A 22,581-nucleotide genomic window follows, 5' to 3' on the forward strand; every position below is an offset into this window, starting at 1 on the left:
TCGCCGCCGGTGTGCGGCACCTGTGCGGTGATCGTGCCGCCCCAGCGGGAACCCCGGCTAGCGTCGTGCGGACGAGTCGCGCCGCGACACCGAAGCCCTGGGGAGAAACATGCGCCTTCGCCGAGCCGCCGCGGTGGTCGCCGCGGCCGTGTGTGCGGTCACGACGGCCGGGGTGGCTGCCGCGAGCCCGGCACCCACAGCCGCACCCCCAGCCGCACCCGCGGGCGTCCCGGCGGCGTCGCCCGCCGTGGAGTCGCGCGGTCAGGCGGCCGCCGCGCTGATCGGGGAGCTGACCCCGCCACGCGGGTCGTCGATCGTCGCCACCCGGTGGGACGAGGCCGAAGGCGCGGTCGTCGTCGCGTACACCGGCGACGCGGCGGCCACCACCGCGGCGGTGGCGGCCCGCGTCCGGACGACCTCGGCCGCCGTTCCGGTGCGCTACCGGAAGGTCCGCTACACCGCGCGGCAGCTGTCCGACGTGGCGAACGCGATCATGTCGACGCGCGCGACGTGGGGCGGGGCGGGCGCCGAGGACAAGGTCGTGACCGCGATACCCGTTCCGTTCGAGTCGCGGATCTCCGTCCGGCTCACCGAGCGCGACGGCGCGGTGGAGGCCGCCGCACGCCGCGCGTTCGACGTGCCGCTGGACTTCGGCGTCTCGGCGCGGCCACGAGCGCTCTTTGGGCGGTACGCGGACACGGCGCCGTGGACGACCGGCAACGCGCTGTGGTTCAGCTCGGCCACCGCGGGCGGCTCGCTGGCCAGTTGCACGCAGGGGTACTCCTGGCGCAACCAGGGCGTGGTCTACGCCAGCACCGCCGGCCACTGCGCGACCCGCCTCACCAGCGTGTGGAACGGCAACCCGAGCCAGCGCATCGGGGAGGTCAGCCACCGGTACTTCACCCACCTGGGACCGACCGACGTGGAGTTCATCCGGATCACCTCCGGGTCGGCGGGCGACGCGAGCGTCTGGGTCGGCGGTCCCGGCACCGGCGACCAGCGGTGGGTGACCGCCGCGGACAACACGACGAACACCTACGGGAAGGTGTGCTCCAGCGGCGCGAACGGCGGTCTCGCCTGCGGGCAGATGACCTACCGCGACGTGCCCATCGACTTCGAGGACCCGGACACCGGCGCCCAGTGGAGGATCAACGGTCTGAGCTGCGTCGACGTCCCCGTCGGCGGCGCGCTCGCGCGGCCGGGGGACTCCGGCGGGCCGATCCTGTCCACGTTCACCGACGGCACGGTCAAGGCCTGGGGCCAGCTGGTCGGCGGTCCGGTGGCGGAGGACTGCGACTTCACCTTCACGCCGGTGCTGACCATCTCCGCCGTCACCGGGTCGACCATGGTGGTCCGGTGAGCGTCAGCCCCGCCTCTTCTTCGGGCGGGGCTTGGCGTCGTAGCGCTCCCTGCGGACCGTCGCGCGGCGGCCCTTGATGCTGCTGCCCTTGAGCGCGGCGATCACCTCGTCCGCGGCAGACTCCGGGACCTCGACCAGCGAGAAGCGGTCGGCGATCTCGATCGCGCCGATGTCGCGGCCGGTCAGCCGGGACTCGCCCGCGATGGCGCCCACCAGGTCCTGCGGCCGGATGCCCGCCGCGCGGCCGGTGCCCACGTACAGCCGGGTCATGCCCTCGCGGGGCGTCCGCGCCGGCCTGCGCCCCCGCTCGGGGCGGTCGTCCAGCGCCGACGCGGCGACCTCGGGGATGTCCTCCTCGTCGGCCGCGGCGCCGTTGGCCTCGTGTGCCAACCGGACCGCGGCGAGCGCGACCTCCACCAGGTCGAACTCCTCCGCGAGCGGCTCGACCACGGCGCGGAACCGCTCCAGCCCGCCGTCGAGGAGCGTCTCGCGCAACGCGGCGCGGGTCAGTTCCAGCTTGCGGGACCGCAGGTCGGCGACCGTCGGCAGCGTCTCGACCGGGATCCGCCTCCCGGTGACCCGCTCGATCGTCTTGATCATCCGCAGTTCGCGTGGCTCGGCGAGGGTGACGGCGACCCCCTCACGCCCGGCCCGGCCCACCCGGCCGACGCGGTGCACGTACGACTCCGGGGCGCTCGGCACGTCGTAGTTGACGACGTGGCTGAGCTGCTCGATGTCCAGGCCACGGGCGGCGAGGTCGGTGGCCACGACGAGGTCGAGCGTGCCCGCCCGCAGCCGCCCGACCACCCGGTCGCGCTGCGCCTGGTCGAGCCCGCCGTGCAGGCCCTCCGCGCGGTAGCCGCGCCCGTTCAGCGTCTCGGTGAGCTGGTCGACCGCCTCCCTGGTGCGGCAGAACACGACCGCGGCCGTCGGCGCCTCGATGTCCAGCACGCGCCCGAGCGCGGCCGGTTTGTGCCCGCGCGGGACGACGTAGACGCTCTGGCGCACGAGCGCGACGTCGCTGTCCGTGGACTCCTCCCGGCCCAGCTCGATCCGCGCCGGGTCCCGCAGGTGGCGGCGGATCATGCCGTTGATCCTGGCCGGCATGGTCGCGGAGAACAGCAGCGTCTGCCGGTCCTCCGGGGTGTCGGCGAGGATCGCCTCGATGTCCTCGGCGAACCCCATGTCGAGCATCTCGTCGGCCTCGTCGAGCACGACCACCCGCAGGTCCGTGAGCCGCAGCGTGCCGCGTGCGATGTGGTCGAGCGCGCGTCCCGGCGTCGCGACCACCACGTCGACGCCGCGGCGCAGCGAGCCGAGCTGCCTGCCGATGGGCTGGCCGCCGTACACGGGGACGACCCGCGCGCCCAGGTCGTGCCCGTAGCGGTGCATGGCCTCGGACACCTGGACGGCCAGCTCCCGCGTCGGCACCAGCACCAGCCCGACGGGGTCGGTGTCCTCGCGGGGCCACGAGATCCGCTGGAGCACCGGCAGCGCGAACGCGGCGGTCTTGCCGGTGCCCGTCGCGGCCTGCCCCACGAGGTCGCGGCCCGCCAGCACCGGGGGGATGGCCAGGCGCTGGATCGGGGTCGGCTCCTCGTAGCCCACCCGGGCCAGCGCCCGCACGAGCTCGGGCCGCAGCGCCAGGTCAGCGAAGCCGGTCACGTCCTGGCTCATGGTGGGTCTCCTTCTTGGGGCGGGCCGTGGCGGTACGTCGACGGCGGAGATGTCACAGACCGTCGGGGGCCCTGAGCCTCGCCAACACAACCGGAGCGACTGTCCACAGGATATCCGCCGGGTTTCACCCGCGCCGGACACCCCTGTCCGGCCGGTCCGGGCCGATCGGGCTGACCTCCGCTTTCCACCGGACACAGATGGCCGGTCCGCGGTCCTGGTCCCGGCGGTGCGCGCGTGCCAGTGTCAGCCACTGTCACCGCACGTTCGACATCGTCGAGGACCTGGAGATGGCCATGGGCGGATTCGCCGTCAACATCGAGGCTCTTGAACAGTGCCGCACCGAGGTTTCCGGGCAGGCCGGGCCGATGGCCGCCGCCGCGGACGGCCTCCCGGCCGGGGTCGGCGCAGGCACGTTCGGCGACCTCGACGGCGCCGGGAAGCTCGCCGACGCGGTCAACGCGTTCACCGAGGCGGTCGGCGCCGAGATCGGGGCGGCGAGCGAGCGGCTCGCCCAGGTCGGGGTCGCGATCGAGGCCGTCATCGACACCGTCCGCGAGACCGACCGGACCAACGCCCGGTGCCTGGTCCCGGCGCGGGACGGGGAGTAGCCATGACGCACAGGGACGACGTCCGCGCGCTGCCCGGCAGCGCGCCGCAGCTGGCGGCCATGGCCGACCCGGTCTACGTCACCGCCGACACCGGCGTGTTCGAGGACCTCGGCACCAGGTTCAGCGAGGCGGGCGGCAAGACCGCGGTGGCGACGACCAAGGTCCGGTCGGTGGTCGGCGACGTCGACGGCGCGTGGGACGGCGCGTCCGCCGACGGGTTCGTCGAGTACATGAACGGGTTCACCGCCGCCGGGATGTCGGTCGCCGACGCGCTGAACAGCGCGGCGTCCGACCTGTACAACGCGGGCGGCACGGTGCGGGGTGCGCGGGACGCGCTGGAGGGCGTGTTCGCCAACCTCGTCACCGAGGTCGGCGCGATGGGCTGCCCGGCGGAGGACGGCGAGCTCGCGCGGATGGTCGACGAGGCGGTCGAGCGCTACCGCCCGCAGGTCACCGCACAGATCGACGTCGCGAGCGCGGCCCTGACCGAGGTCGCGTCGGCGGTGTCCGAGCTGCTGGACGAGATCACCCCGAGGTTCTCCACGATCCCCGACCCGAACACCGGCGCGTTCACGCCCAACGGCGGCGCGCCGCTGGAGTGGATCCCGGCGGTGCCGGAACAGCCCGGGCCCGGCGACGGCGACCGGGGCGGCAAGGACAAGCCCGCGGGCACGACCCCGAGCGGCGGTCCGGCCCCCGGGACCCCGGCGGTCCCGGGCGGGCAGCCGGGCGGTGCGCCGCCGGGCGGCGGTCCCGGCGCGGAGGCCCCCGGCGGTGGTCCGGGTGGCGCCCCCGGTGGCGCTCCGGGTGGCGCTCCTGGTGGCGCTCCGCCCGGCGGGCAGGCGCCGCCTGCCGAGACGCCACCCCCGAACGCCGGGACGGAGAACACGATCCTCGACGTCGCCCGGGGCGAGCTCGGCTACGAGGAGGGCCCCGGCGACGCGAACAAGTACGGCCCGTCGGCGGCGTGGTGCTCGTCGTTCGCCACGTGGGTGTGGCGCGAGTCCGGCGTGGACATCCCGTCCCTGCCGTTCACCGGCGACGTCTACACGTGGGGCGAGGAGCGCGGCCTGGCCTACGACGCGGGCAACCTCGGCCAGGCGCGGCCCGGTGACGTGCTGCTGTTCGGCAGCGGTCCGGAGTCCACCGCGACCAGCACCCACATCGGCATCGTGGAGTCCGTCGACGGCGACCGGGTCACGCTGATCGAGGGCAACTCGAGCGACCGGGTCCAGCGGGTCACGCACAGCCTGTCCAGCGGCACGTTCTACGGCGGCGTGCACCCGCGGTGAGGCGAGACCGCCGCGGCCGGCGCACCGCTGCCGGCCGCGGCGGGTAGGGGGCTCACTTCAACCGCAGCGCCTTCATCACCTTGTAGACCGTGATGTTCTGGCGGGCGGCCTGCGCGTAGGTCACGCCCGGTTTCAGGTCGAAGCTGATGCCGTGCTGGCTCGCGACGGTCTGCAGCTCGCAGAACGACAGCAGGCCGTACTCGCCGTGGCGGCGCCCGAGACCGGAGGCCTTCATGCCGCCCTGCGGCGCGTCGTTCGAGATGTGGACCGACGCGTAGCTCTCGTTGATGTTGACCTGGCCCGCCTTCACCCGCGCGGCCAGGTCGCGGGCGCGGGCCACGTCACGCGACCAGATGCTGGCGCCCAGGCCGTACTCGGTCGCGTTGGCGAGCGCGACGGCCTGGTCGTCGTCGGCGAACGGGTACACCGACACCACCGGGCCGAACGTCTCCTCGCCGTGCACCGCCATGTCCGGCGTGACGCCGGTCAGGATCGTCGGCTCGTAGAAGTACGGGCCCAGCTCCGGTCTGGCCCTGCCGCCCGCCTCGACCCTGGCGCCCTTGGCGACCGCGTCGTCGACGTGCCGCACGGTCTTGTCGAACTGCCGCTGCGAGGACAGCGACCCGATGTCGTAGCCGAAGTCCAGCCCGGCGCCCAGGGTGAGGGCGCGGGTGTGTTCGACCAGGCGCGCGAGGAACGTCGCGTAGAGCGACTCGTGCACGTACAGCCGTTCGGTGGACAGGCAGTTCTGGCCGCTGCTCGCGAACGCGGCGCGGACCGCGCCCTTGACCGCCTTGTCCAGGTCGGCGTCGGCCAGCACGATCATCGGGTTCTTGCCGCCGAGCTCGAGCGTCGCGCTGATGAGCTTGCCGCCCGCGGCCTCGGCCACCTTGCTGCCCGACGCGGTGGAGCCGGTGAAGCACACGTGGTCGGCGCCGTCGATCAGCGCCTGCCCGATCTCGTCCGGCTCGCCGACGACGATCTGCCACAGGCCCTCGGGCAGCCCCGCCTTGATCATCAGCTCCCGCGCGTACAGCGACGTGAGCGCGACCTGGGTGTCCGGCTTGAACACCACGGCGTTGCCCGCCATGAGCGCGGGGATGACGTCGGTGTGGCCGTCGGCGAGCGGGTAGTTGAACGGCGAGATGATCGCGACGACACCCTTGGGGTGGCGCAGTTCGGTGGGTTTCGTGGCGATCGGCACGCCACCCCTGCGGCGGCGCGGCTTGAGGAGCCGGGGCGCGTGGCGCGCGTAGTACAGCGACATGCCCGCGACGTCGAGGGTCTCCTCGACCGCGCTGTAGCGTGCCTTGCCGGTCTGCGCCTGCACCAGGTCGAGCAGCTGCTGGTTGCCGAGCACGAGGTCGTGGTAGCGGCGGAACACCTTGGCGCGCTCGGCGACCGGGACGGCCGCCCACCGCGCCTGCGCGCCCCGCGCCCTGGCGAACGCGGCGGCGACGTCCTCGCGGGTCGACGTCCGCACCTCGACGAGCGGCTCACCGGTCCACGGCGCGACGGCGGGCACGACCGGCCCGGTGCCCGTCAGCTTCCCGGCGAGCCGCCGGGTCAGTGCCGGGGGCAGCAGCGGGCCCGCGGCCGGGGCAGGGGCGGGCCGCTGTGTCCGGCCGGCGCGGCGCGACCTGCGCGGTTCCTTGCCGTACACCGGATCCGGTTTCCGCAACCCGGTCGCGGTCAGCAGCCGCGCACCGCCGATCGCCGCGGTGAGCAGCGCCGTCTGGGCGAAGGAGAACCCGGACGGGAGGCTCAGGACCGTCTTCCGCGCGGTCCCGTGGTCGCTGTGCGGCCCGAACAACCGGTAGACCGGCGGCACCTGGGAACCGCACCACAGGCGGAAGGCGAGCCGCGGGCTGGCCGCGAGCTCCGGGCGCCACGGCGAGCACCCGATCAGCTTCGCCATGCCGTGCATGTACCGGGTGTAGTGGACCAGCGTCCGCAGCTCGGGATTGCCGAAGAACACCTCGTTCTCGAACGCCGCCTCCCGTTCGATGAGCTTCTCCAGCTGTGCCCGGTCCGGCAGCCTCCGCTTGCCGCTGCACAGGAGCGCGAAGTAGCGGCTCTGCATTTCCGAGCACGCGGGCACGCCGCCGACGGTCGGCCTCGCCCAGCCGATGAAGGCCATGCCCGCGCCGAGGTCCGGGTGGATCATGTGCTTGTACAGCCCGCGCACGTCGTCGACGTCGACGTCTTTCACGAGGGCGAAATCCTCGGTGTAGCCGGTGTTCAGCATGACGGTGTCGATGGTTTCCCGGCGGCCGTCCTTGAACACGACGTGGTCCGTGCCGAGCCGCTCGATGCCCGACGCGTTGACCGTCAGCGTGCCGTCGACGATCCGGTCGACGAACGCCTCGTTCTTGGTGAGGAAGTGGTTGAAGAAGTGCTCGTTCTTCGAGTTCCAGTCGGCCACCGCCCGGGACGCGGGCGTCTTCCCGAACCGTTTCGCGAGTTTCGCCCCGAGTTTCTGGAACGGCGTGACGACCGACAGCGGAATCGCGTTGAGCAGGTACGACGTGTAGGTGTCGTTGGTGTGTTCCCGGCCGCGCGGGTAGCGCGCGACCACCGGCTGGTAGCGCCGCACGGACAGCGTGCAGCGGTCGGCGACCTGCGCGATCTCGCTGACGACGTCGGCCGCGGTCTCACCGATGCCGATGCAGAGGACACGCTTGCCGCGGAACCGCTCCGCGTTGCGGTAGTGCGCGGAATGCGTGATCTCGCCGGTGAAGTCGTCCTGGCCGGGGAGGTCGATGTAGTTCGGCACGCGGTGCGTGCCGGTCGCGACGACCACCGCGTCGAAGTGGTGCACCGTCCGCGCGGCGGGATCGTCGACGGGGGCCACCTCGACGGCGTAGCCGCCGCGGTCGTCCTTCGCCACACCGATCACGTCGGTGCCGTACCGGATCGTGCGGCCGAGATCGAATTCGTCGATGAAGTCGAGCAGGTATTGCCGGTATTCGGCAGCCGACCAGTACCGCCGTTCGTCGTCACGCGGCGGGAAACTGGAGAAGGTCATCATGTAGTTGGAGATGGTCAGCTTCGTCGAGTCGTAGGCGCCCGGTTCGTCGGCCGCCACCCCGGCGCGGAACATCCCGCCGGGGCCCGCGCTGTGTTCGAAACAGGTGACCGAATGCTTTTCGTCCAGAAGTTCCTTGACGGCGACCAATCCGGACGGACCCGCGCCGATCACACAGACGTTCTTTCTCATGTCAACCTCGATATCTCGAGCGATTTCCCCCATCGCTCGATGGTGCATCCCGGCGTTCCGCGCCCGGGTCAGCGCGCGGTCTCGGTGCTCTTGGACTCCGGTCGCGCCCTTCCGCTGCGGGGCTCGGCTGTTTCGCTGGCCCGGGTTTTTTGCGTGCCTGAAAGGCGCGTTCGGGACAGGCGGCGCGTCCTGAACGGCGCGTTCACGGCGTTGCGCGTCCGCGGCGTTGAGTGCTGGTAACGCGCCTTTGGCGGCAGAGGGAGTGCTGCGAACGCGCCTTTCGCGGTATGGGGCCCGCGAGACTGCGGGTCCTGAACACCCTTCAGGACACATTCGCTTTCCCGGTCGATGCCGAGCCCGGCGGTCCTGCCTCCCACTCGTCGCGACGTCGCCGCCGACCGGGTAGTAACTTCACCTGCGACCGACGGGAGGAGGCGGAATGGCACGTCTGCATGTCGGCTGCGCGATGTGGACCCACAAGGCGTGGCCAGGACGGTTCGTCCCGCCATCGCTGCCCGCCAAGGAGCGCCTCCGCGCGTACGCCGGCTGGTGCAACGCGGTCGAGGGCAACACCACCTTCTACGCGACCCCCGCCCGCGAGACCGTCGCGGCGTGGGCGCGGCAGACCGGACCCGGGTTCCGGTTCGTCGTCAAGCTGCCCAAGGTGGTCACGCACGAGCGCCGGTTCGCCGGGGTCGAGGCCGAGATGCGGGCGTTCCTGGACGCGGTCGACCCCCTCGGCGAGCGGGCCGTCCTGTGGGCCCAGCTGCCCGGCTCGTTCGGTCCCGCCGACGTCGACGCCCTCGGCCGCTTCCTGCGCCGCCTTCCCGCCGACCGCAGGCGCGCCGTCGAGGTGCGTCACCCCGGGTTCTTCACCGACGCACGCGCGACGGCGTTGCTGGAGCGGACGCTCGCCGACGTGGACGCCGAGTGGGTGCCCTTCGACACCACGGTCTTCTTCGCCCGCCCGCCGGTCAGCGCGGCCGAGCAGGACGCCTGGGCGAAGAAACCACGGCTGCCGAGGCGGACGCGGGCGCTCACCGACCGGCCCGTCGTCCGCTACCTCGGCCGTGACTCGGTCGAGGACACCGTCGCCGGGTGGCGGCCGTGGACCGAGGTGGTCGCGGGCTGGCTGCGCGAGGGGCGATCGCCGACGGTCTTCGTGCACACCCCCGACAACGACGACGCGCCCGCGCTCGCCCGGCGCTTCCACGACGACGTGCGTGCGCTCGTGCCCGATATCGACCCGTTGCCCGAACCGGCACCGGTCGGGCCCGCGACCCTGTTCTGAACGCGGTCCGCCCCGCGTTGCCGGCACTCAACGCTGTGAACGCGCCTTTCGCGGCACGTTGTCACCTGGCGGCGTGAACGCCCCGACCGGGAGAGCGGGTGCCTGTCCTGAAAGGCGCGCTCAGGACACGCAATCTCCCGGATGCCGGGCGCTGCGCGCCCGGGCCCGCGAAGCGGGCTAGCCCGCCGCGAAGCGAGGCGAGCCCCATGCCGCGGAAGGCGCGTTCAGGACACCAACCACGCCATTCAGCGACATGAATGCGCCGTTCAGGACGCGGCACCCCGTCCGGAACGCGCCTTTCAAGACATGCAAACCCCCGGATGCCGGGCCCGCGAAGCGAGGCGAGCCCCATGCCGCGGAAGGCCCGTTACCGGCACTCAATGCCGCGAACGCGCCTTTCGCAGCAACGCGGCGACGCGGCGAACGTGCCTTTCGCGGCCGTACTGGTGTGTGGGCTTCCCCCGTGCGGGGCAATCGGCGGCGGGAGGGGTGGGATTCTCGCGTCCTGCCGTTACAGTGCATGCCGCACCGTCGGTTCCGACGGTTGAGGCGTGAGGGAGGCGCCATGGGGGACGTGGTGTACCGAGCGGCCGGCTGGGACGGTCCGCCCGCGCCCGACGGGGTGTCCACATTGGACGAACTGTGCGCACGGCTGCGGGACCTGCGTGCGTGGGCAGGCAACCCGTCGTTCACCCGGCTGGTCCAGGCCGTCACCGCCGTCCGGGCGGCACGCGGTGTGCCCGCGGGAGAGTGCAGACCCGGCCGCGTGACCGTCTACGAGTGCTTCCGGCCGGGGCGCACGCGCATCGACGTGGAACTGCTCGTCGACATCGTCGCCGCGCTCGGGGTCGGCGAGGCCGGGCGGGCGCGCTGGCGCCGCGCGCACCAGGCCGCGTCCACCCCCGCCGCACGCGAGGTCGCCGCGGTGCGGCCGGGTAGCCAGGCCCGCACGGTCGAGGCGCTGCTGGCGGCGCTCCGCACGAGCAGCGCACGTCGTGTGGTCAACCTCGCGGGCCCGGTCGGCACCGGCAAGTCGACCTTGCTGGCACGGCTGCCGGTCACGGCGACCCGGGCCGGGCTCGCGACCGGGGATCGCGTCGCCGCGCTCGAGCGGGCGTTCGCAGGCGGGCCCGCGTACGTGCTCGTGGACGACGCCGACTCGCCCGCCGCGCTCGCCGCCCTGTGCGCCGCGCTGGACCGGTACCGCACCGGGCGCGTCGTGGTCGCCAGCCGCCGCCCGCTGCCCGGCTGGCCGCACACCCCCGCCGCGCTGCTGCCGGAGATCGCGGTCGTGCCGGTGCTGCCGTGGGCCGACGACGAGGTCGACGCGCTCGCGCGGCGGTGCGGGATCACCCACGCGGCGCAGCGGGCCGCGGTCGTCGCGCTCGCGGGCGGGGTGCCGCTGCTCGCCGACCGGATGTGCCGCGCCGTGCATCGCGGCGCGCCCGCCGACGTGCCCGGCGCGCTCGCCGACCTCGCGGTGACCGAGGTGGTGACGCGGCTGCGGCGGGAGGAGACCGAGCCCGCCGACCTCGGCGCGCTGACGCTGCTCGCCAGCTGCGGCCAGGCCGACCAGGAGGTGCTCCCCGGCGCGGTGTTCGAGGGGCTGGCCGCGGTGAGCCTGGTGCACGCCGCCGAGGAGGGGCTCGCGGTGCGCGAGCCGTACCGCACGCTGTTCGACCACGTGCACAGCTGGCGGCAACCCCTGCGGCACCGCCGGTCGGTCGCCAGGGCCCTGGACCACAACGGGAAGGTGCTCGCGGGCAGCGCCGACGACGTCCGGCGTGCCCGCCGCACCGAGCAGGCGCTGTGGCTCACCGGCGACCCGACGATCCGCGACGCGCTGTTCCCGGCGCGCGGCGAGCGGATCGTGGTGCGCGAGTCGTCGGCGTCCGACACCGACGACGTGCTGCGCCTGCTGCACCACTGGGCGCGGCGCGCCGACCTGGACGTGCGGCGCAGCGAACGGGTGCTCACCCCGCTGGTCGCGAGCAGGCCGGACGGCTTCCGCATCGCCACCGGCGCCGACGGCGACGTCCTCGGCGCGATCACGTCGATCCCGCTGGCGTCGCCGACCCACCACCTCGTCGAACCGCTGCTGGAGCGGCACGCCCCGGACGTGGCGGGGAGCGGCGGGGTGTTCGTCGGCATGGCGATCGCCAGGGACGGCACCTCCGAGGCGGCGCTGCTGCGGGACGTGCTCCTGCACGGCATCGGCGCGGGGCAGGTGGTCGTGGCCACCCAGTGGCCCGCCTACCAGCGGCTGGTGCGGCGGCTCGGGTTCACCTTCGTCGGGCAGACCCGCGAGGACGTGTTCCGGTGCGGCAGGCAGGTCCAGATCCACACCCTGCGGCTCGCGCCCGCCGCGCTCGTGCCCTGGCTGAACCGGCTGACCCGGCACGGCGTGCCCGTCGGCGACCGCAGGGGCCGCGCGTGGCTCGCCGACCAGCTCGGCCGCGTCTACCGGGCGTGGCACACCCCGGCCCTGCTGACGACGAGCCCGCTGCTGGCCCACCCGGACACGCCGACGGTTCCCGCGCTGCGCGCGGCCCTGGCCGCGCTGGCCGAGGAGCTCGCGGCGTCGGCCGACCCGGACCGGTCGGCGGCGGGCCGGTTGCTGCTCGACCGGTACCTGACGCGGGGCGGGCGAACGGACGCCCGCCCCGACGCCGGGCTGCGGCGCGCGCTGGTGCTGGTGGCGGAGATGTTCTGGCCCGCGCACCCGCCGCGGTGACCACCGCCGCTACGCCACCAGGTCCGGCACGGTCCGCAGGCGGTTCGTGATGTGCGTGAGCACGGCACGCTCGACCACGCACGCGCGGACCCCCGTCGCCGGGTCCACGGTCCGCGCCGCCGGCTCGGCCTCCGCGACGTAGCTCCCGTCGCACGCCCCGAACAGCGCGCAGCCGACGCAGTTCGCGGCGATGCGGGTCTCCGCGGTCCGCGCGGACCGGTCGAACGCGGGACCGCTCAGCACGTCGGTCAGCGGGGTGGTGAACACGTTGCCCAGCGCGGCACCCGGCTCGCCGTACGGGTCGCCGTACGCGTACGCGTCCCCGTTCGTGTCCACGAGCAGCGTGTCCAGCCACGCCCGCCGGTCGTAGTACCTCGGTGGTGCGCCGCCGAGGTACCGGAGCGCCCGTTCGACGTACTCGGTGACCGGGTCGATCGTGATCGGCGCCGGGCTCGCCAGCCACAGGTCGAACAGCGTGGTCAGCGCCGTGACGATCTCGGCGCTGCTCACGTCGTAGCCGGTGTGCTGACCGGTGAAGGCGCCGTCGAACAGCGGCAGCACCCGGAACGACGTCCGCGTCCGGACGTAGTGCTCGAAGATCTCCTCGACCCGGCGGATGTTCGCGGCGGTCAGCACGGTGATGCAGCCGTGCGGCACGCCCTCGGCGCGCAGCCGTTCCAGGTTCGCCAGCACCCGGTCCTGGCTGTCCCGGCCCGCCTGGTTGACCCGCAGGCCGCCGAACAGGTCGACCGACACGCCGACGGAGTCGAACCCGGTCCGCAGCAGGTCCAGCCGCGCGTCGTCCAGGACGGTCAGGTTGGTCTGGACGACGTTGCGGTGCGGCACGCCGGCCAGCTCGGCACGCAGGTCGGCGAACGTCTCCCAGTAGTACTCGGGCGGCAGCAGCAGCGGTTCGCCGCCGTGCCAGATCAGGTTCACGGTGGTGCGGGCACCGTCACGGGCGTCGGCGGCGACGACGTGGTCGCGCACCGTCCGGTACAGCCGGCGCAGGTTCGCGCGACCCATGCGGTCGCGCGAACCCAGCTCGGCGAACTCGTAGCAGTAGCGGCAGCGAAGGTTGCAGAACTTCGAGCTCTTCACCACCAGCGTGAGCTGCCGGTCCACGACGTCAGCCCAGGCAGATCAGCTTGTCGCCCGGGCCCAGGAAGCACTCGGTGAAACGGGCCGGCGAGTAGCCCGGGTCCGCCGCGATCTTCGCCGCGGCGCCCCGCAGCGCGGTGAGCTTCTCGACGGACGCCCCCGCCGACGGCGCGGCGGCCGCGGTCGCCGCCGCGACCGGCAGCACGACCGGTGTCACGGCCAGCGCGAGCGCGGACAGGTAGGCGAGGTAGCGGCGGTTCGGTTCGGCACTGCTCATGGTTGCTCCCGACGGGATCGGAGCGGACAGGACGACCCCGATGGTGAGCGGCGCCGCCGTCACCGGCCACGTTCCCGAACGTTCCCGAACGACTCCGAACGACCGCGGGTCAGTCCCACGTCAGCCGGGGACCGACCGAGTGGTAGCCGCCCCGCAGGAACACCAGCGGCGGCCGGTCCCTGCGCACCTGCATCGCCAGCACCTCGGCGACGATCAGCACGTGGTCCCCGGCCGGGTGGGTCAGCACCGAACGGCACTCCATCGTCACCACCGCATCGGTGAGCAGCGCGGCCCCGGTGTGCCTGCCCAGCGTGTGCGGGATGCCCGCGAGACCGCGGCCGGTCTCGCGGCGGGCGAAGTGCGTGGACAGGTCGCGCTGGTCGTCGGCCAGCACCGAGACACCCCAGCCGTCCGCGGCGCGCAGCGCGGCCGCGAACGGTGACGTGCTGCCGAAGCACACCGACACGAGCGGCGGGGCCAGCGACACGGACGTGAAGCTGTTCGCGGTGCGGGCGGCCTGACCGGCGGCGGTCGCGGCCGTCACCACCATCACGCCGGTCGGCACGCGGCCCAGCACCGACCGCATCGTCTCCGGCGCCACGGGCTGCACCTGCTCGGCGGCGGTCATGACGGGCCGATCGCGCGCACGACGCCGTGGGAGCCCGGCCACCGCGTGGCGCCCGCGAGCGCGGGCATGTTCTCGGCCACCACGGGTCTCATGGGCGTGCTCCCGGGAAGCTGCGGACCACCGTGTGCCGCAAGGCGAAGGGCACCGTGGCGTCGACGAAGGTCCGGCCCGCCGCGCCACCGCGCGTCTCCGTCCACTCGGGACTCTGCGACGGGTCGACCGGCAGCGGGGCGAACCCGCCGAACGTGGTGGCGTCGGCGCCGAGGTTGGCGCGGGTCGTGATCGCCCACAGCAGGTCCTCCGCGCAGCGGATGTCGACATCGGAGTCGGTGAACACGATCAGCTTCACGAACCCGTGGCGGGCGAACACCCGGCGGGCGATGCCGGCGAGCCGTGCGTCGTCGGCGGGCGAGGACTTCTCGACCGCCACGGCCAGCAGCAGCATGCCCCCGCCCGCGGCCGCGTGGTGCACGTCCGTGACCAGTCCGTCGTCCGCGGTGAGTGCCACCGACAGGTCACCGGCGAGGCCGAGCACCACCGACTGCTCCCGCCCCGGGCCGATCACCGCCTGGTAGCAGGGATCCCGGCGGGACGTGACCGCGGTGACCGTGAGCACCGGCAGCCCGTGGCGGACGGTGCCGTCGTAGCCGAGGAACTCGGGCATCGACGGGCCCTCGGGGCCCTCGTCCGCGGTGGTGCCGTCGAGGTGGCCCTCCAGCACCAGCTCGGAGTCGGCCAGCACCGGCACCGGCTGGGTGCGTGCCGCCGCGAGCCGCACCGGCGCCCCGGCCAGCGCGCCGGCCACCGCGAGCTTCCCGGTGCCCGCGGGCAGCACCGCCGTGCTGAGCGCGGACGCGATCACCGCGGCGGGCGGCGCGCCGATGTTGACCGACACCGGCAACCGCCCGCCCCTCGCCACCGCCGCCGCGTGGAGCCTGCCGAGCGCGCGGCCCGGCACCATCCAGATCGTCAGCCGGTCCGCGCCGAGCACGATCATGCGGTGCACGGACAGCGCCTGCTCGCCGGTGACGGGGTCGACGGCGTGTACCACGCCCAGCGTGACGTACCGGCCCGCGTCCCTCGGGGTCGCCCGCAGGATCGGCACCGCGTCCAGGTCGGCCGTCCGGGTCACCGCCTCCTGGCACGGCGGGTCCGTCGTCGTCACGGGCGGCCGGGCGCCGTCGAGCAGCGCGCGGACCGACCGCGGGTTCGGCCGCGCGGGCAGGCCGGGCAGCCACCCCCGCACCCGGTCCGCGGCGCCGTACAACCCGAGCAGCACCGGCATCGCGCCTCCGGTGACCGCGTAGCGCACGGCGGGTTCGTCGCGTGCGTGCGCGGTCGCGGGCACGCCGGCGAACCGGCCGGCGTAGTCGGCCGCCACCGCGTCGGCGGGCATCGGGCCCGCCGTGCGCACGCTGCCCGGGTCGTCGCGACGCAGCCGGTCCAGCGCCGCCCGCACGGACAGTGCCGGGTTGCCGGCCACCGTCCGCGCGTCGTCCACCAGGTCACCGACGGGTCCACGCATGGCGGTCCTCCTGACCACTCTCGAGGCGGCTCAGCTCGGCCACCCACGCGCGCGGGTCGGCCGCGCGCAGCAGCGACGTGCCGACCAGCAGGCCGCGGTAGCCCGCGGCGAGCAGCCGCGCGCCGTCACCTGGACCGGCGACGCCGCTCGCGCTGACCGGGAGCCCGGTCCCGCTCGCCAGCACCGCGGGCAGCAGGCGCAGGCTGCGTCCCAGGTCGGCGCCGTCCCGTTCCCGGGTGCGGATGTTCTTGTTGTTCACCGCGACCACGCAGTCGGCGGCGTGCGGGACGGCCGCGATCTCGTCGGCGGTGGTCACCTCGACGAACGGGGTCAGCCCGAGCGCCAGCGCGTGCTCGACGAGGTGGCGCAGGGTGCCGGTGGTCAGCAGCTGCGCGGTCAGCAGCACCGCCGACGCCCCCAGCTCCCGCGCCGCCGTCACCTGTGCCGCCCGGACCACGAAGTCCTTCTGCAGCACCGGAAGGTTCGTCCCGGCGGTGACCGCGCGCAGCAGGTCGGGGCTGCCGCCGAACCAGCGGCCGGTCACCACCGACAGGCACGCGACCCCCGCGTCGTGGTACGCGGCCACCACGTCGGCGGGGGACCGGCCGCCGAGCAGGTCGGCGCCCGTCCCGGTGGTCGCCTTGACCTCCGCGATCACCGGGGTGTCCGCGGCGGCCAGCGCCTCGGCGAACCTGCTCATGGCACCGTCCTCCTCGTCCAGTGGTCCCTGATGGTCGCGGCCCGTGCGTGGTCGATCCGGCCGTCCGCGCCCCGGGCGGCGCTGTCCACGTCGATCCCGAGGAACCGCGGGTGCGCGGTGAGCTCCCGGTACCGGTCCGCGTTCGCCGCCGTGAGACCACCGGCGAGCAGGAACGGCCTGCCGAGCCGGTCGGCGACGGCGGCAGCCGCCGCGGGATCGATCGGCCGCCCCGTGCTCCCGACCCTGCCGTCCTCGGCGAGCGCGTCGAGCAGGAAGACGTCCACACCGGACCGTTCGTACGCGCCGACGAGCCCCTGTTCCACGCACCCGTCGTCCCGCACGTGCAGCGCCTTCACCACGGTCACCCCCGGGCACGCCGACCGCAGCGCGCGGACCGTGCCCGGGGACTGGTAGCCGTGCAGCTGCACCCACGGCACCCGGGCCCGGGTCACCGCGGTCCGCACGAGGTCCACATCGGACGAGACGGTGACGAGCACCGGCCGCGGCCGCGTCACCGACCGCGCCGCCGCCGACAGCCTGCCGAGCCGGCCGGGGCCCAGGTCCGCGTGCCCGTACCGGACGCCGTGCCACAGGCCGACGAGGTCGATGTCGGCGGCGGCCAGCCCCGCGACCTCGGCGACGCTGGTGGCACCGCAGATCTTCACGAGCACGTGCCGCGCCTCACGCGCCGGCGAGCGAGGGCAGCGCGGCGAGCGACCGCGCGACCGCGTCCCGGTCGTACTCCTCGTCGCGCATCGCGCCGGACAGGAACGTCTCGTACGCGGCCAGGTCGAAGTGGCCGTGCCCGGACAGTCCGAAGAGGATGGTGCGGGCGGTGCCCTCCTCGCGGCAGCGCAACGCCTCCCGCATCGCCGCCTCGATCGCGTGGGTCGACTCCGGCGCGGGCACGATGCCCTCCGCGCGTGCGAAGCGGACCCCGGCGGCGAAGCAGTCGAGCTGCCCCGGCGCGACCGCCTCGACCATGCCGCGGTCGACCGCCTCGCTCACCAGCGGCGCCATCCCGTGGTAGCGCAGGCCGCCCGCGTGCACGGGCGGCGGGATGAAGTCGTGGCCGAGCGTGTGCATGCGCAGCAGCGGGGTGAGGCCCGCGGTGTCGCCGAAGTCGTAGTCGAACGTGCCCTCGGTCAGCGTCGGGCACGCGGCAGGCTCTGCGGCGACCACGCGCACGGCACGGCCGCCGCGCAGCGCCTCGCCGAGGAACGGGAACGCCAGCCCGCCGAAGTTGCTGCCGCCGCCCGCGCACCCGACCACGACGTCCGGGTAGTCGTCGGCGAGCGCGAACTGGGCGATGGCCTCCTGCCCGATCACGGTCTGGTGCAGCAGCACGTGGTTGAGCACGCTGCCGCCGCCGTAGTTGGTCTCCGGGTCGCCACCCGCCACCTCCAGCGCCTCGGACGTGGCGATGCCGAGGCTGCCGGGGCAGTCCGGGTCCGCCGCCAGCACGGCACGGCCCGCCGCGGTCTCCGGGCTCGGGCTCGGCACGCACCGCGCGCCGTAGGTCTCCATCAGCATCCTGCGGTAGGGCTTCTGGTGGTAGCTGACCTTCACCATGAACACGGACACGTCGATGCCGAACAGCGCACCGGCGAGCGCCAGCGACGATCCCCACTGCCCGGCGCCGGTCTCGGTGGCGAGCCGCGTGACACCCGCCTGTTTGTTGTAGTAGGCCTGGGCGATCGCGGTGTTGGGCTTGTGGCTGCCCGCGGGGCTGCCGCCCTCGTACTTGTAGTAGATGCGCGCGGGGGTGTCGAGTGCGCGTTCCAGCCGCCGCGCCCGGAACAGCGGCGACGGCCGGTACTGGGCGTACACCTGCCGGACCGGTTCGGGGATCTCGATCGTGCGTTCCCGGCTCAGCTCCTGGCGGGCCAGCTCCTCGGGCATGATCGGCAGCAGGTCGTCGAGGACGATCGGCGCGCCGGTGCCGGGATGGCGCAGCGGCGCGAGGTCCGGCAGGTCCGCCGCCAGGTTGTACCAGGTCGTCGGCATGGCGTCCTCGTCGAGCAGGTACTTGATCCGGTCGGTCATGGTCACACTCCAATGGATTCGGGAGGGCTGAGGGGGCGCCGGGCGGCGTCGGCGACGAGCGAGCCCGCGACGACGGTGTCGCGGTCGGCGAACATGGCGGGGTGCGCGGCCCGCAGCCCGGCGACGACCTCGTCGTAGGGGAGGTCGTCGAACTCGCCGTGGAACCGCAGGAACTCCATGTGCCGCCGCCCGTCGCGGTCGAACGGGTGGTACATGCTGTCCTCGGTGCCGTCGAAGTCGAGCGGGTCCATGCGGTACAGGCGGCACAGCAGCTTGTTGAACACCGGCGTCGCCTTCAGCCACCGGCCGCCGAGGTGCACGGCGGTCAGGCAGTGGTAGCGGAAGACGTCACCGCCGACGAGCGCGCGCAGGCGGTCGGAGGCGAGGTGGTTGCGGACGTCGGTGAGGACGAGACGGCTGGGGATCCCCGCCGCGCGCAGTGCCGCCGCGTACAGCACCGACTTGTGCAGGCACATCCCTGCACCGCGGCGCAGGACCGCGCTCGCCGCGAGGCCCGTCCGCGACAGGTCCGCGCCGTACACCTCGTAGCGCACGCCGTCGCGGACCGCGCGGTAGAGCGCGACGGCACGGTCGGCGGGTGTGCCGTCCGGCGGCGCGACGCGGTCGGCGAACGCACGCACCCGGGCGTCGTCGTGGTCGAGGAACTCCGTCGCGGTGAGCGTCGGCCCCTCCTCGGTCGGCGGTGTCACGGGCGGTGCTCCTCTCCACCGCGTGGCAGGCCGAGCATGGCCGCGACCCGGTTGCGCTGGATCTCCGACGTTCCCGAGTAGACGGTGCCGGCCACCGCGTCGCGCAGGCTCGCCTCGACGCCGTACTCGGTGAGGTAGCCGTAGCCGCCGTGGATCTGCACCGCGGCGAGCGCGGTGGCGAGGTTCTGCTCGCTCGCGACGATCTTGGTGATGGCGAGGTCGGTCGTGACGTTCTCGCCCGCCGCGAAGCGGGACGCGGTGTCGTACAACCACTTCCTGGTCGTCTCGACACCGATCTTCATGTCGGCGATGCGGTGGGACACCGCCTGGTGCGTCCCGATGGGCACACCGGACTGGACCCGCTCGCGTGCGTAGCGCACGCACTGGTCCAGCCGGTGCTGCATCTCGCCGAGGCTGACGGCGAAGGAGCAGAGGATCTCCCACTTCATCACGTGGTCGAGCACCAGGAACCCGCCGCCGGGACGCCCGAGCACGTTCGTGGCCGGCACCCGGGCGCCGTCCAGGAACAGCTCGCACAGCGGCGACGAGCGCAGGCCCATCTTCGCCACGGGCTGCCCGAGCGCGAGGCCCGGTGTGTCCCGCTCGACGAGGAAGGCGGTGGTGCCCAGCGGCCCGCCCGCCGGCCGGGTCCTGGCGTAGACCACGAAGAGATCCGCGACCGGGCCGTTGCTGACGAAGGCCTTGCCCCCGGTCAGCACCCAGTGGTCGCCGTCGCGGACGGCCCTGGTGCGCATGGTCAGCGCGTCGGAACCGCCGTCCGGTTCGGTGATGGCGTGCGCGCCGACCACGTCGCCCGCGCACACGCCGGGCAGCCACGTCCGCCGCTGCGCGCCGGAACCGAAGCGCTGCACCGGGATCCCGGTGCTCACCATGGCGGTGGTGACCGAGAAGCAGAGCCCGCCGTCGCGGCAGTCGTTGCCGAGCCCCTCCAGCACGTACATCGTCGTCAGCAGGTCCTGGCCGAGCCCGCCCCATTCCTCGGCGAAGGGGAGCCGCAGGACGCCGCACTCCTGGACGAGTTTCCAGTTCTCCCAGGAGAACCCGGTGTCCTCGTCGGCGCGGTGCTGCCCGGCGTTGATGGCCCGGCACCAGTCCGACAGCCCGGCCCGCAGCTCCCGCTGCCGTTCGGTCCACTTGATCACGGCGGTCACGCCCCGTTCGGGTCAGTAGTGCGAGAACTCCGCCTGGTCCAGTTTGTGGCTCTCGTGCCCGCGCAGTGCCGGGGTGAACACGCACACCAGCCGCAGGTCGCAGTCGGGCGCCGCGATGAGGAAGTGCGCGTCGTGGTCGTCGAGCGCGTAGAACGTGCCCGGCTCGATCGGGTGCGCGCGGCCCGCGACGTCGACCACCTCGCCCCGGCCCTCGATGCAGTAGCACGCCTCGAGGTGCCGCCGGTACTCCAACCGGGACTTGGTGCCCGCCCGCACGGTGGTGTCGGTGACGGTGTACCCCATGCCGTCCGACTCGAGCAGGAACCGGCGGCTGAGGCCGTTGCCCCAGTCCACCGTGGTCACCTCGGCCAGTCTTCGCACGATCATGCTGGTTCCCTTTCTGCGTGGTGCTCACGTGGTGTGGCGCCCTGCCGTGGCCGCAGGGCGGTGGTGAAGGCGGTGAGGTCGCCGGCGACGTCGCGGCCGGTGCCGAGCGCGTGCTCGACGACGGCGACCGCGGCGCTGCCGACGACCGCGGCGTCCGCCCCGAGGTCGGCCAGTGCGGCGACGTCGGTGTGGTCGCGCACCCCGAACCCGACGGCGACCGGGGCACGTGTCGTCGCGCGCAGCGTGCGCAGCACCTCGGCGAGGTGGCCGAAACCGCCGGGCGCGGTGGTGCCGGTGCGGCCCCGGTGCGCGACGAGGTACAGGTAGGCGGTGGCGTTGCGTGCCGACTCGGCGGTGGTCGCCCGCGGCGAGGTCGGGTAGCAGGTGGTCACCAGCGGGACGCCGAGGTCGTGGGCAAGCCGGTGGTGGCCCGCGCGCAGCAGCGGGGGCAGCCCGTGCACCAGCAGGGCGTCCGCACCGCAGTCGGCCGTCCTGCGCAGGAACTCGGCGTGGCCCGCGGGCCGGACGGTGTGCGCCCAGTCCGCCAGCAACGCGATGCGCAGCCGCGGCCGGGCCGCCCGGATCCGGCCGACACAGGCGAGCACGTCCGGGAGCGTGGTGCCCGCGTCGAGCGCACGCCGCGCGGACCGCCGGACCACCGGGCCGTCGGTGACGGAGTCCGGGAACGGCACGGCCAGTTCCAGGCAGTCCACACCGGACTCGTCGAGCGCGGCGACGAGCTCGGGCAGCGCGGGCAGCGGCGGGTCACCCGCGTTGAGGAACACCGCGAGCCCGATCCCGCCCGCGGGCACGCCGGTGAAGAAGCCGGTGCCGTGGTCAGACATGGGCTGCCCGCAGACCGCTCCGCCGAGGGGCACGCAGCCGCGCCAGCAGGTCCGCCGCGGCACCGGTGCGGACGGCCGCCTCGGCGTCGCCGCGCGCGGCGACGAGATCGGGGTACCGGCCGCCGAGCACGCCGAGGGCGGCGGCGTTGAGGCAGACCGTCCGCACGGCCACCGCCGGCGCCCGCCCGGACAGCACGGCGAGGAACCGGTCGACGACGTCACCGTCGGCGGGCCGCAGGTCGGCGAGCTGCCCGTCGTCGTTGCCGGCCACCGTGAAGCCGGGGCCGTCGTTGGGGCACACGGTGTTGTCGGTGAAGCTCAGCAGCTCGTCGGCGCCGAGGTCGTTGTGGCACAACCACACCCGCCGGTCACGGGCCTCCGTCGCCAGGTGGCGCAGCGCGGGCAGCGCCGCGGGCGCGCTCACGCCGGTCAGCTGTGCGCTCGCCGCGGTGTCGGCGAGGAACGGGCCGACGAGGTTGACGATCCCGCCGACCGCACGCAGGGACAGCGGGGCGATCGCGTGCGCCAGCTCCGCGACGGCAGCCGGGTAGACGTACTCGCCCGCGAAGGCGATGCCGTGCCTGCCGAGGTGGTCGGCGGTCTCGGCGTGGCTCCCGGTCCTGGCGACGCCGAGCCGGTCGAGCAGGTCGAACGAGCCGGTCCTGCTGGTGTAGGCGCGGGAACCGGTCTTGACCACCGGCACCCCCATCGCCGCGGCCACGAACGCCGCCGCGGTGGACACGTTGAACGTGGGCGGCCCACCGCCGGTGCCGACGACGTTCACCACGCCGGGCAGCCGGGAGGTCGCGACCCGCCGTTCGACGAGGCAGCCGGCGAACGCGCCGAGGGTGGCGGTGTCCGGCAGCGCCGTGGACAGCGACGCGAGCACCGCGGCCGCCTCACCGGGCCGCAGCCGCCGGGCGGTGACGCGGTCGAGGAACGACCGCCACGCGGCCCGGCCGACCGGTTCGTCCCGGCGCACCAGGGTGGCGAGCAGATCGGCCACGG

Annotated in this window: 19 protein-coding genes; 5 read left to right on the top strand and 14 right to left on the bottom strand. The window is 74.1% G+C overall.

What is annotated here, in order from left to right; genetic code table 11:
* Nucleotides 1–109: 109 nt before the first annotated feature.
* Nucleotides 110–1,360, top strand: a complete 1,251-nt coding sequence (locus ACYQ77_RS10505; protein WP_459709865.1) for a chymotrypsin family serine protease — start codon at nucleotides 110–112, stop codon at nucleotides 1,358–1,360.
* A gap of 3 nt (nucleotides 1,361–1,363) precedes the next feature.
* On the opposite strand, the gene ACYQ77_RS10510 is transcribed toward ACYQ77_RS10505, so the two are convergent.
* A complete protein-coding gene (locus tag ACYQ77_RS10510; RefSeq protein ID WP_459709866.1) occupies nucleotides 1,364–3,037 on the bottom strand; it encodes a DEAD/DEAH box helicase in 1,674 nt (557 codons plus the stop codon).
* A gap of 197 nt (nucleotides 3,038–3,234) precedes the next feature.
* On the opposite strand from ACYQ77_RS10510, the gene ACYQ77_RS10515 reads away from it, so the two are divergent.
* On the top strand, nucleotides 3,235–3,645 hold the full coding sequence (locus tag ACYQ77_RS10515) for a hypothetical protein (RefSeq protein WP_459709868.1): 411 nt from the start codon (nucleotides 3,235–3,237) through the stop codon (nucleotides 3,643–3,645).
* A 2-nt stretch (nucleotides 3,646–3,647) separates the two neighbouring features.
* Nucleotides 3,648–4,937, top strand: coding sequence for a CHAP domain-containing protein (locus ACYQ77_RS10520; protein ID WP_459709869.1), 1,290 nt, complete (start codon nucleotides 3,648–3,650; stop codon nucleotides 4,935–4,937).
* A 52-nt stretch (nucleotides 4,938–4,989) separates the two neighbouring features.
* Here ACYQ77_RS10520 and ACYQ77_RS10525 read toward each other — a convergent pair whose 3' ends face one another.
* Nucleotides 4,990–8,157 (bottom strand): succinic semialdehyde dehydrogenase, encoded by a 3,168-nt coding sequence (locus ACYQ77_RS10525; protein WP_459709871.1) that lies wholly within the window; start codon nucleotides 8,155–8,157, stop codon nucleotides 4,990–4,992.
* A 466-nt stretch (nucleotides 8,158–8,623) separates the two neighbouring features.
* Here ACYQ77_RS10525 and ACYQ77_RS10530 point away from each other — a divergent pair, with 466 nt between their 5' ends.
* Nucleotides 8,624–9,448, top strand: coding sequence for a DUF72 domain-containing protein (locus ACYQ77_RS10530; RefSeq protein ID WP_459710752.1), 825 nt, complete (start codon nucleotides 8,624–8,626; stop codon nucleotides 9,446–9,448).
* 565 nt (nucleotides 9,449–10,013) lie between these two features.
* Nucleotides 10,014–12,182 (top strand): hypothetical protein, encoded by a 2,169-nt coding sequence (locus ACYQ77_RS10535; protein WP_459709873.1) that lies wholly within the window; start codon nucleotides 10,014–10,016, stop codon nucleotides 12,180–12,182.
* 9 nt (nucleotides 12,183–12,191) lie between these two features.
* Here ACYQ77_RS10535 and ACYQ77_RS10540 read toward each other — a convergent pair whose 3' ends face one another.
* From ACYQ77_RS10540 to ACYQ77_RS10595, 12 genes are all read right to left on the bottom strand, one after another.
* Nucleotides 12,192–13,307, bottom strand: a complete 1,116-nt coding sequence (locus ACYQ77_RS10540; RefSeq protein WP_459709875.1) for a radical SAM protein — start codon at nucleotides 13,305–13,307, stop codon at nucleotides 12,192–12,194.
* A 4-nt stretch (nucleotides 13,308–13,311) separates the two neighbouring features.
* The gene (locus tag ACYQ77_RS10545) at nucleotides 13,312–13,560 is read right to left on the bottom strand and encodes a hypothetical protein (RefSeq protein ID WP_459709876.1); all 249 of its coding nucleotides are present in this window, start codon (nucleotides 13,558–13,560) and stop codon (nucleotides 13,312–13,314) included.
* A gap of 109 nt (nucleotides 13,561–13,669) precedes the next feature.
* Nucleotides 13,670–14,188 (bottom strand): flavin reductase family protein, encoded by a 519-nt coding sequence (locus ACYQ77_RS10550; protein WP_459709877.1) that lies wholly within the window; start codon nucleotides 14,186–14,188, stop codon nucleotides 13,670–13,672.
* A gap of 88 nt (nucleotides 14,189–14,276) precedes the next feature.
* On the bottom strand, nucleotides 14,277–15,713 hold the full coding sequence (locus ACYQ77_RS10555) for a UbiD family decarboxylase domain-containing protein (RefSeq protein ID WP_459709879.1): 1,437 nt from the start codon (nucleotides 15,711–15,713) through the stop codon (nucleotides 14,277–14,279).
* On the bottom strand, nucleotides 15,694–16,413 hold the full coding sequence (locus ACYQ77_RS10560; protein WP_459709880.1) for an indole-3-glycerol-phosphate synthase: 720 nt from the start codon (nucleotides 16,411–16,413) through the stop codon (nucleotides 15,694–15,696). Before ACYQ77_RS10560 ends, ACYQ77_RS10555 begins: the two co-directional genes overlap by 20 nt.
* Nucleotides 16,410–17,084 (bottom strand): phosphoribosylanthranilate isomerase, encoded by a 675-nt coding sequence (locus tag ACYQ77_RS10565; RefSeq protein ID WP_459709882.1) that lies wholly within the window; start codon nucleotides 17,082–17,084, stop codon nucleotides 16,410–16,412. The genes ACYQ77_RS10560 and ACYQ77_RS10565 overlap by 4 nt, the downstream gene beginning before the upstream one ends.
* 10 nt (nucleotides 17,085–17,094) lie before the next feature.
* Nucleotides 17,095–18,459: a TrpB-like pyridoxal phosphate-dependent enzyme gene (locus ACYQ77_RS10570; protein ID WP_459709884.1), complete on the bottom strand. Its 1,365-nt coding sequence runs from the start codon at nucleotides 18,457–18,459 to the stop codon at nucleotides 17,095–17,097.
* A 2-nt stretch (nucleotides 18,460–18,461) separates the two neighbouring features.
* Entirely contained in the window at nucleotides 18,462–19,169 is a 708-nt protein-coding gene (locus tag ACYQ77_RS10575; protein WP_459709886.1) for a transglutaminase-like domain-containing protein, read from the bottom strand.
* Nucleotides 19,166–20,341 carry an acyl-CoA dehydrogenase family protein gene (locus tag ACYQ77_RS10580; protein WP_459709887.1) on the bottom strand — a complete coding sequence of 392 codons (1,176 nt, stop codon included), beginning with the start codon at nucleotides 20,339–20,341 and terminating at the stop codon, nucleotides 19,166–19,168. The genes ACYQ77_RS10575 and ACYQ77_RS10580 overlap by 4 nt, the downstream gene beginning before the upstream one ends.
* A gap of 12 nt (nucleotides 20,342–20,353) precedes the next feature.
* The gene (locus ACYQ77_RS10585) at nucleotides 20,354–20,728 is read right to left on the bottom strand and encodes an ectoine synthase (RefSeq protein WP_459709889.1); all 375 of its coding nucleotides are present in this window, start codon (nucleotides 20,726–20,728) and stop codon (nucleotides 20,354–20,356) included.
* A complete protein-coding gene (gene trpA, locus ACYQ77_RS10590) occupies nucleotides 20,725–21,573 on the bottom strand; it encodes a tryptophan synthase subunit alpha (protein ID WP_459709890.1) in 849 nt (282 codons plus the stop codon). The genes ACYQ77_RS10585 and trpA overlap by 4 nt, the downstream gene beginning before the upstream one ends.
* Nucleotides 21,566–22,579 (bottom strand): hypothetical protein, encoded by a 1,014-nt coding sequence (locus tag ACYQ77_RS10595; RefSeq protein WP_459709892.1) that lies wholly within the window; start codon nucleotides 22,577–22,579, stop codon nucleotides 21,566–21,568. The genes trpA and ACYQ77_RS10595 overlap by 8 nt, the downstream gene beginning before the upstream one ends.
* Nucleotides 22,580–22,581 lie beyond the last annotated feature (2 nt).

The organism is Actinophytocola sp. KF-1 (assembly GCF_054661535.1).

Coding starts and splice junctions, on each gene's coding strand:
- ACYQ77_RS10560 (WP_459709880.1), bottom strand. CDS start 16,413: ATGAGCAGGTTCGCCGAGGCGCTGGCCGCCGCGGACACCCCGGTGATC.
- trpA (WP_459709890.1), bottom strand. CDS start 21,573: ATGTCTGACCACGGCACCGGCTTCTTCACCGGCGTGCCCGCGGGCGGG.
- ACYQ77_RS10530 (WP_459710752.1), top strand. CDS start 8,624: ATGTGGACCCACAAGGCGTGGCCAGGACGGTTCGTCCCGCCATCGCTG.
- ACYQ77_RS10505 (WP_459709865.1), top strand. CDS start 110: ATGCGCCTTCGCCGAGCCGCCGCGGTGGTCGCCGCGGCCGTGTGTGCG.
- ACYQ77_RS10545 (WP_459709876.1), bottom strand. CDS start 13,560: ATGAGCAGTGCCGAACCGAACCGCCGCTACCTCGCCTACCTGTCCGCG.
- ACYQ77_RS10555 (WP_459709879.1), bottom strand. CDS start 15,713: ATGCGTGGACCCGTCGGTGACCTGGTGGACGACGCGCGGACGGTGGCC.
- ACYQ77_RS10570 (WP_459709884.1), bottom strand. CDS start 18,459: ATGACCGACCGGATCAAGTACCTGCTCGACGAGGACGCCATGCCGACG.
- ACYQ77_RS10515 (WP_459709868.1), top strand. CDS start 3,235: ATGGCCGGTCCGCGGTCCTGGTCCCGGCGGTGCGCGCGTGCCAGTGTC.
- ACYQ77_RS10550 (WP_459709877.1), bottom strand. CDS start 14,188: ATGACCGCCGCCGAGCAGGTGCAGCCCGTGGCGCCGGAGACGATGCGG.
- ACYQ77_RS10525 (WP_459709871.1), bottom strand. CDS start 8,157: ATGAGAAAGAACGTCTGTGTGATCGGCGCGGGTCCGTCCGGATTGGTC.
- ACYQ77_RS10520 (WP_459709869.1), top strand. CDS start 3,648: ATGACGCACAGGGACGACGTCCGCGCGCTGCCCGGCAGCGCGCCGCAG.
- ACYQ77_RS10585 (WP_459709889.1), bottom strand. CDS start 20,728: ATGATCGTGCGAAGACTGGCCGAGGTGACCACGGTGGACTGGGGCAAC.
- ACYQ77_RS10535 (WP_459709873.1), top strand. CDS start 10,014: ATGGGGGACGTGGTGTACCGAGCGGCCGGCTGGGACGGTCCGCCCGCG.
- ACYQ77_RS10510 (WP_459709866.1), bottom strand. CDS start 3,037: ATGAGCCAGGACGTGACCGGCTTCGCTGACCTGGCGCTGCGGCCCGAG.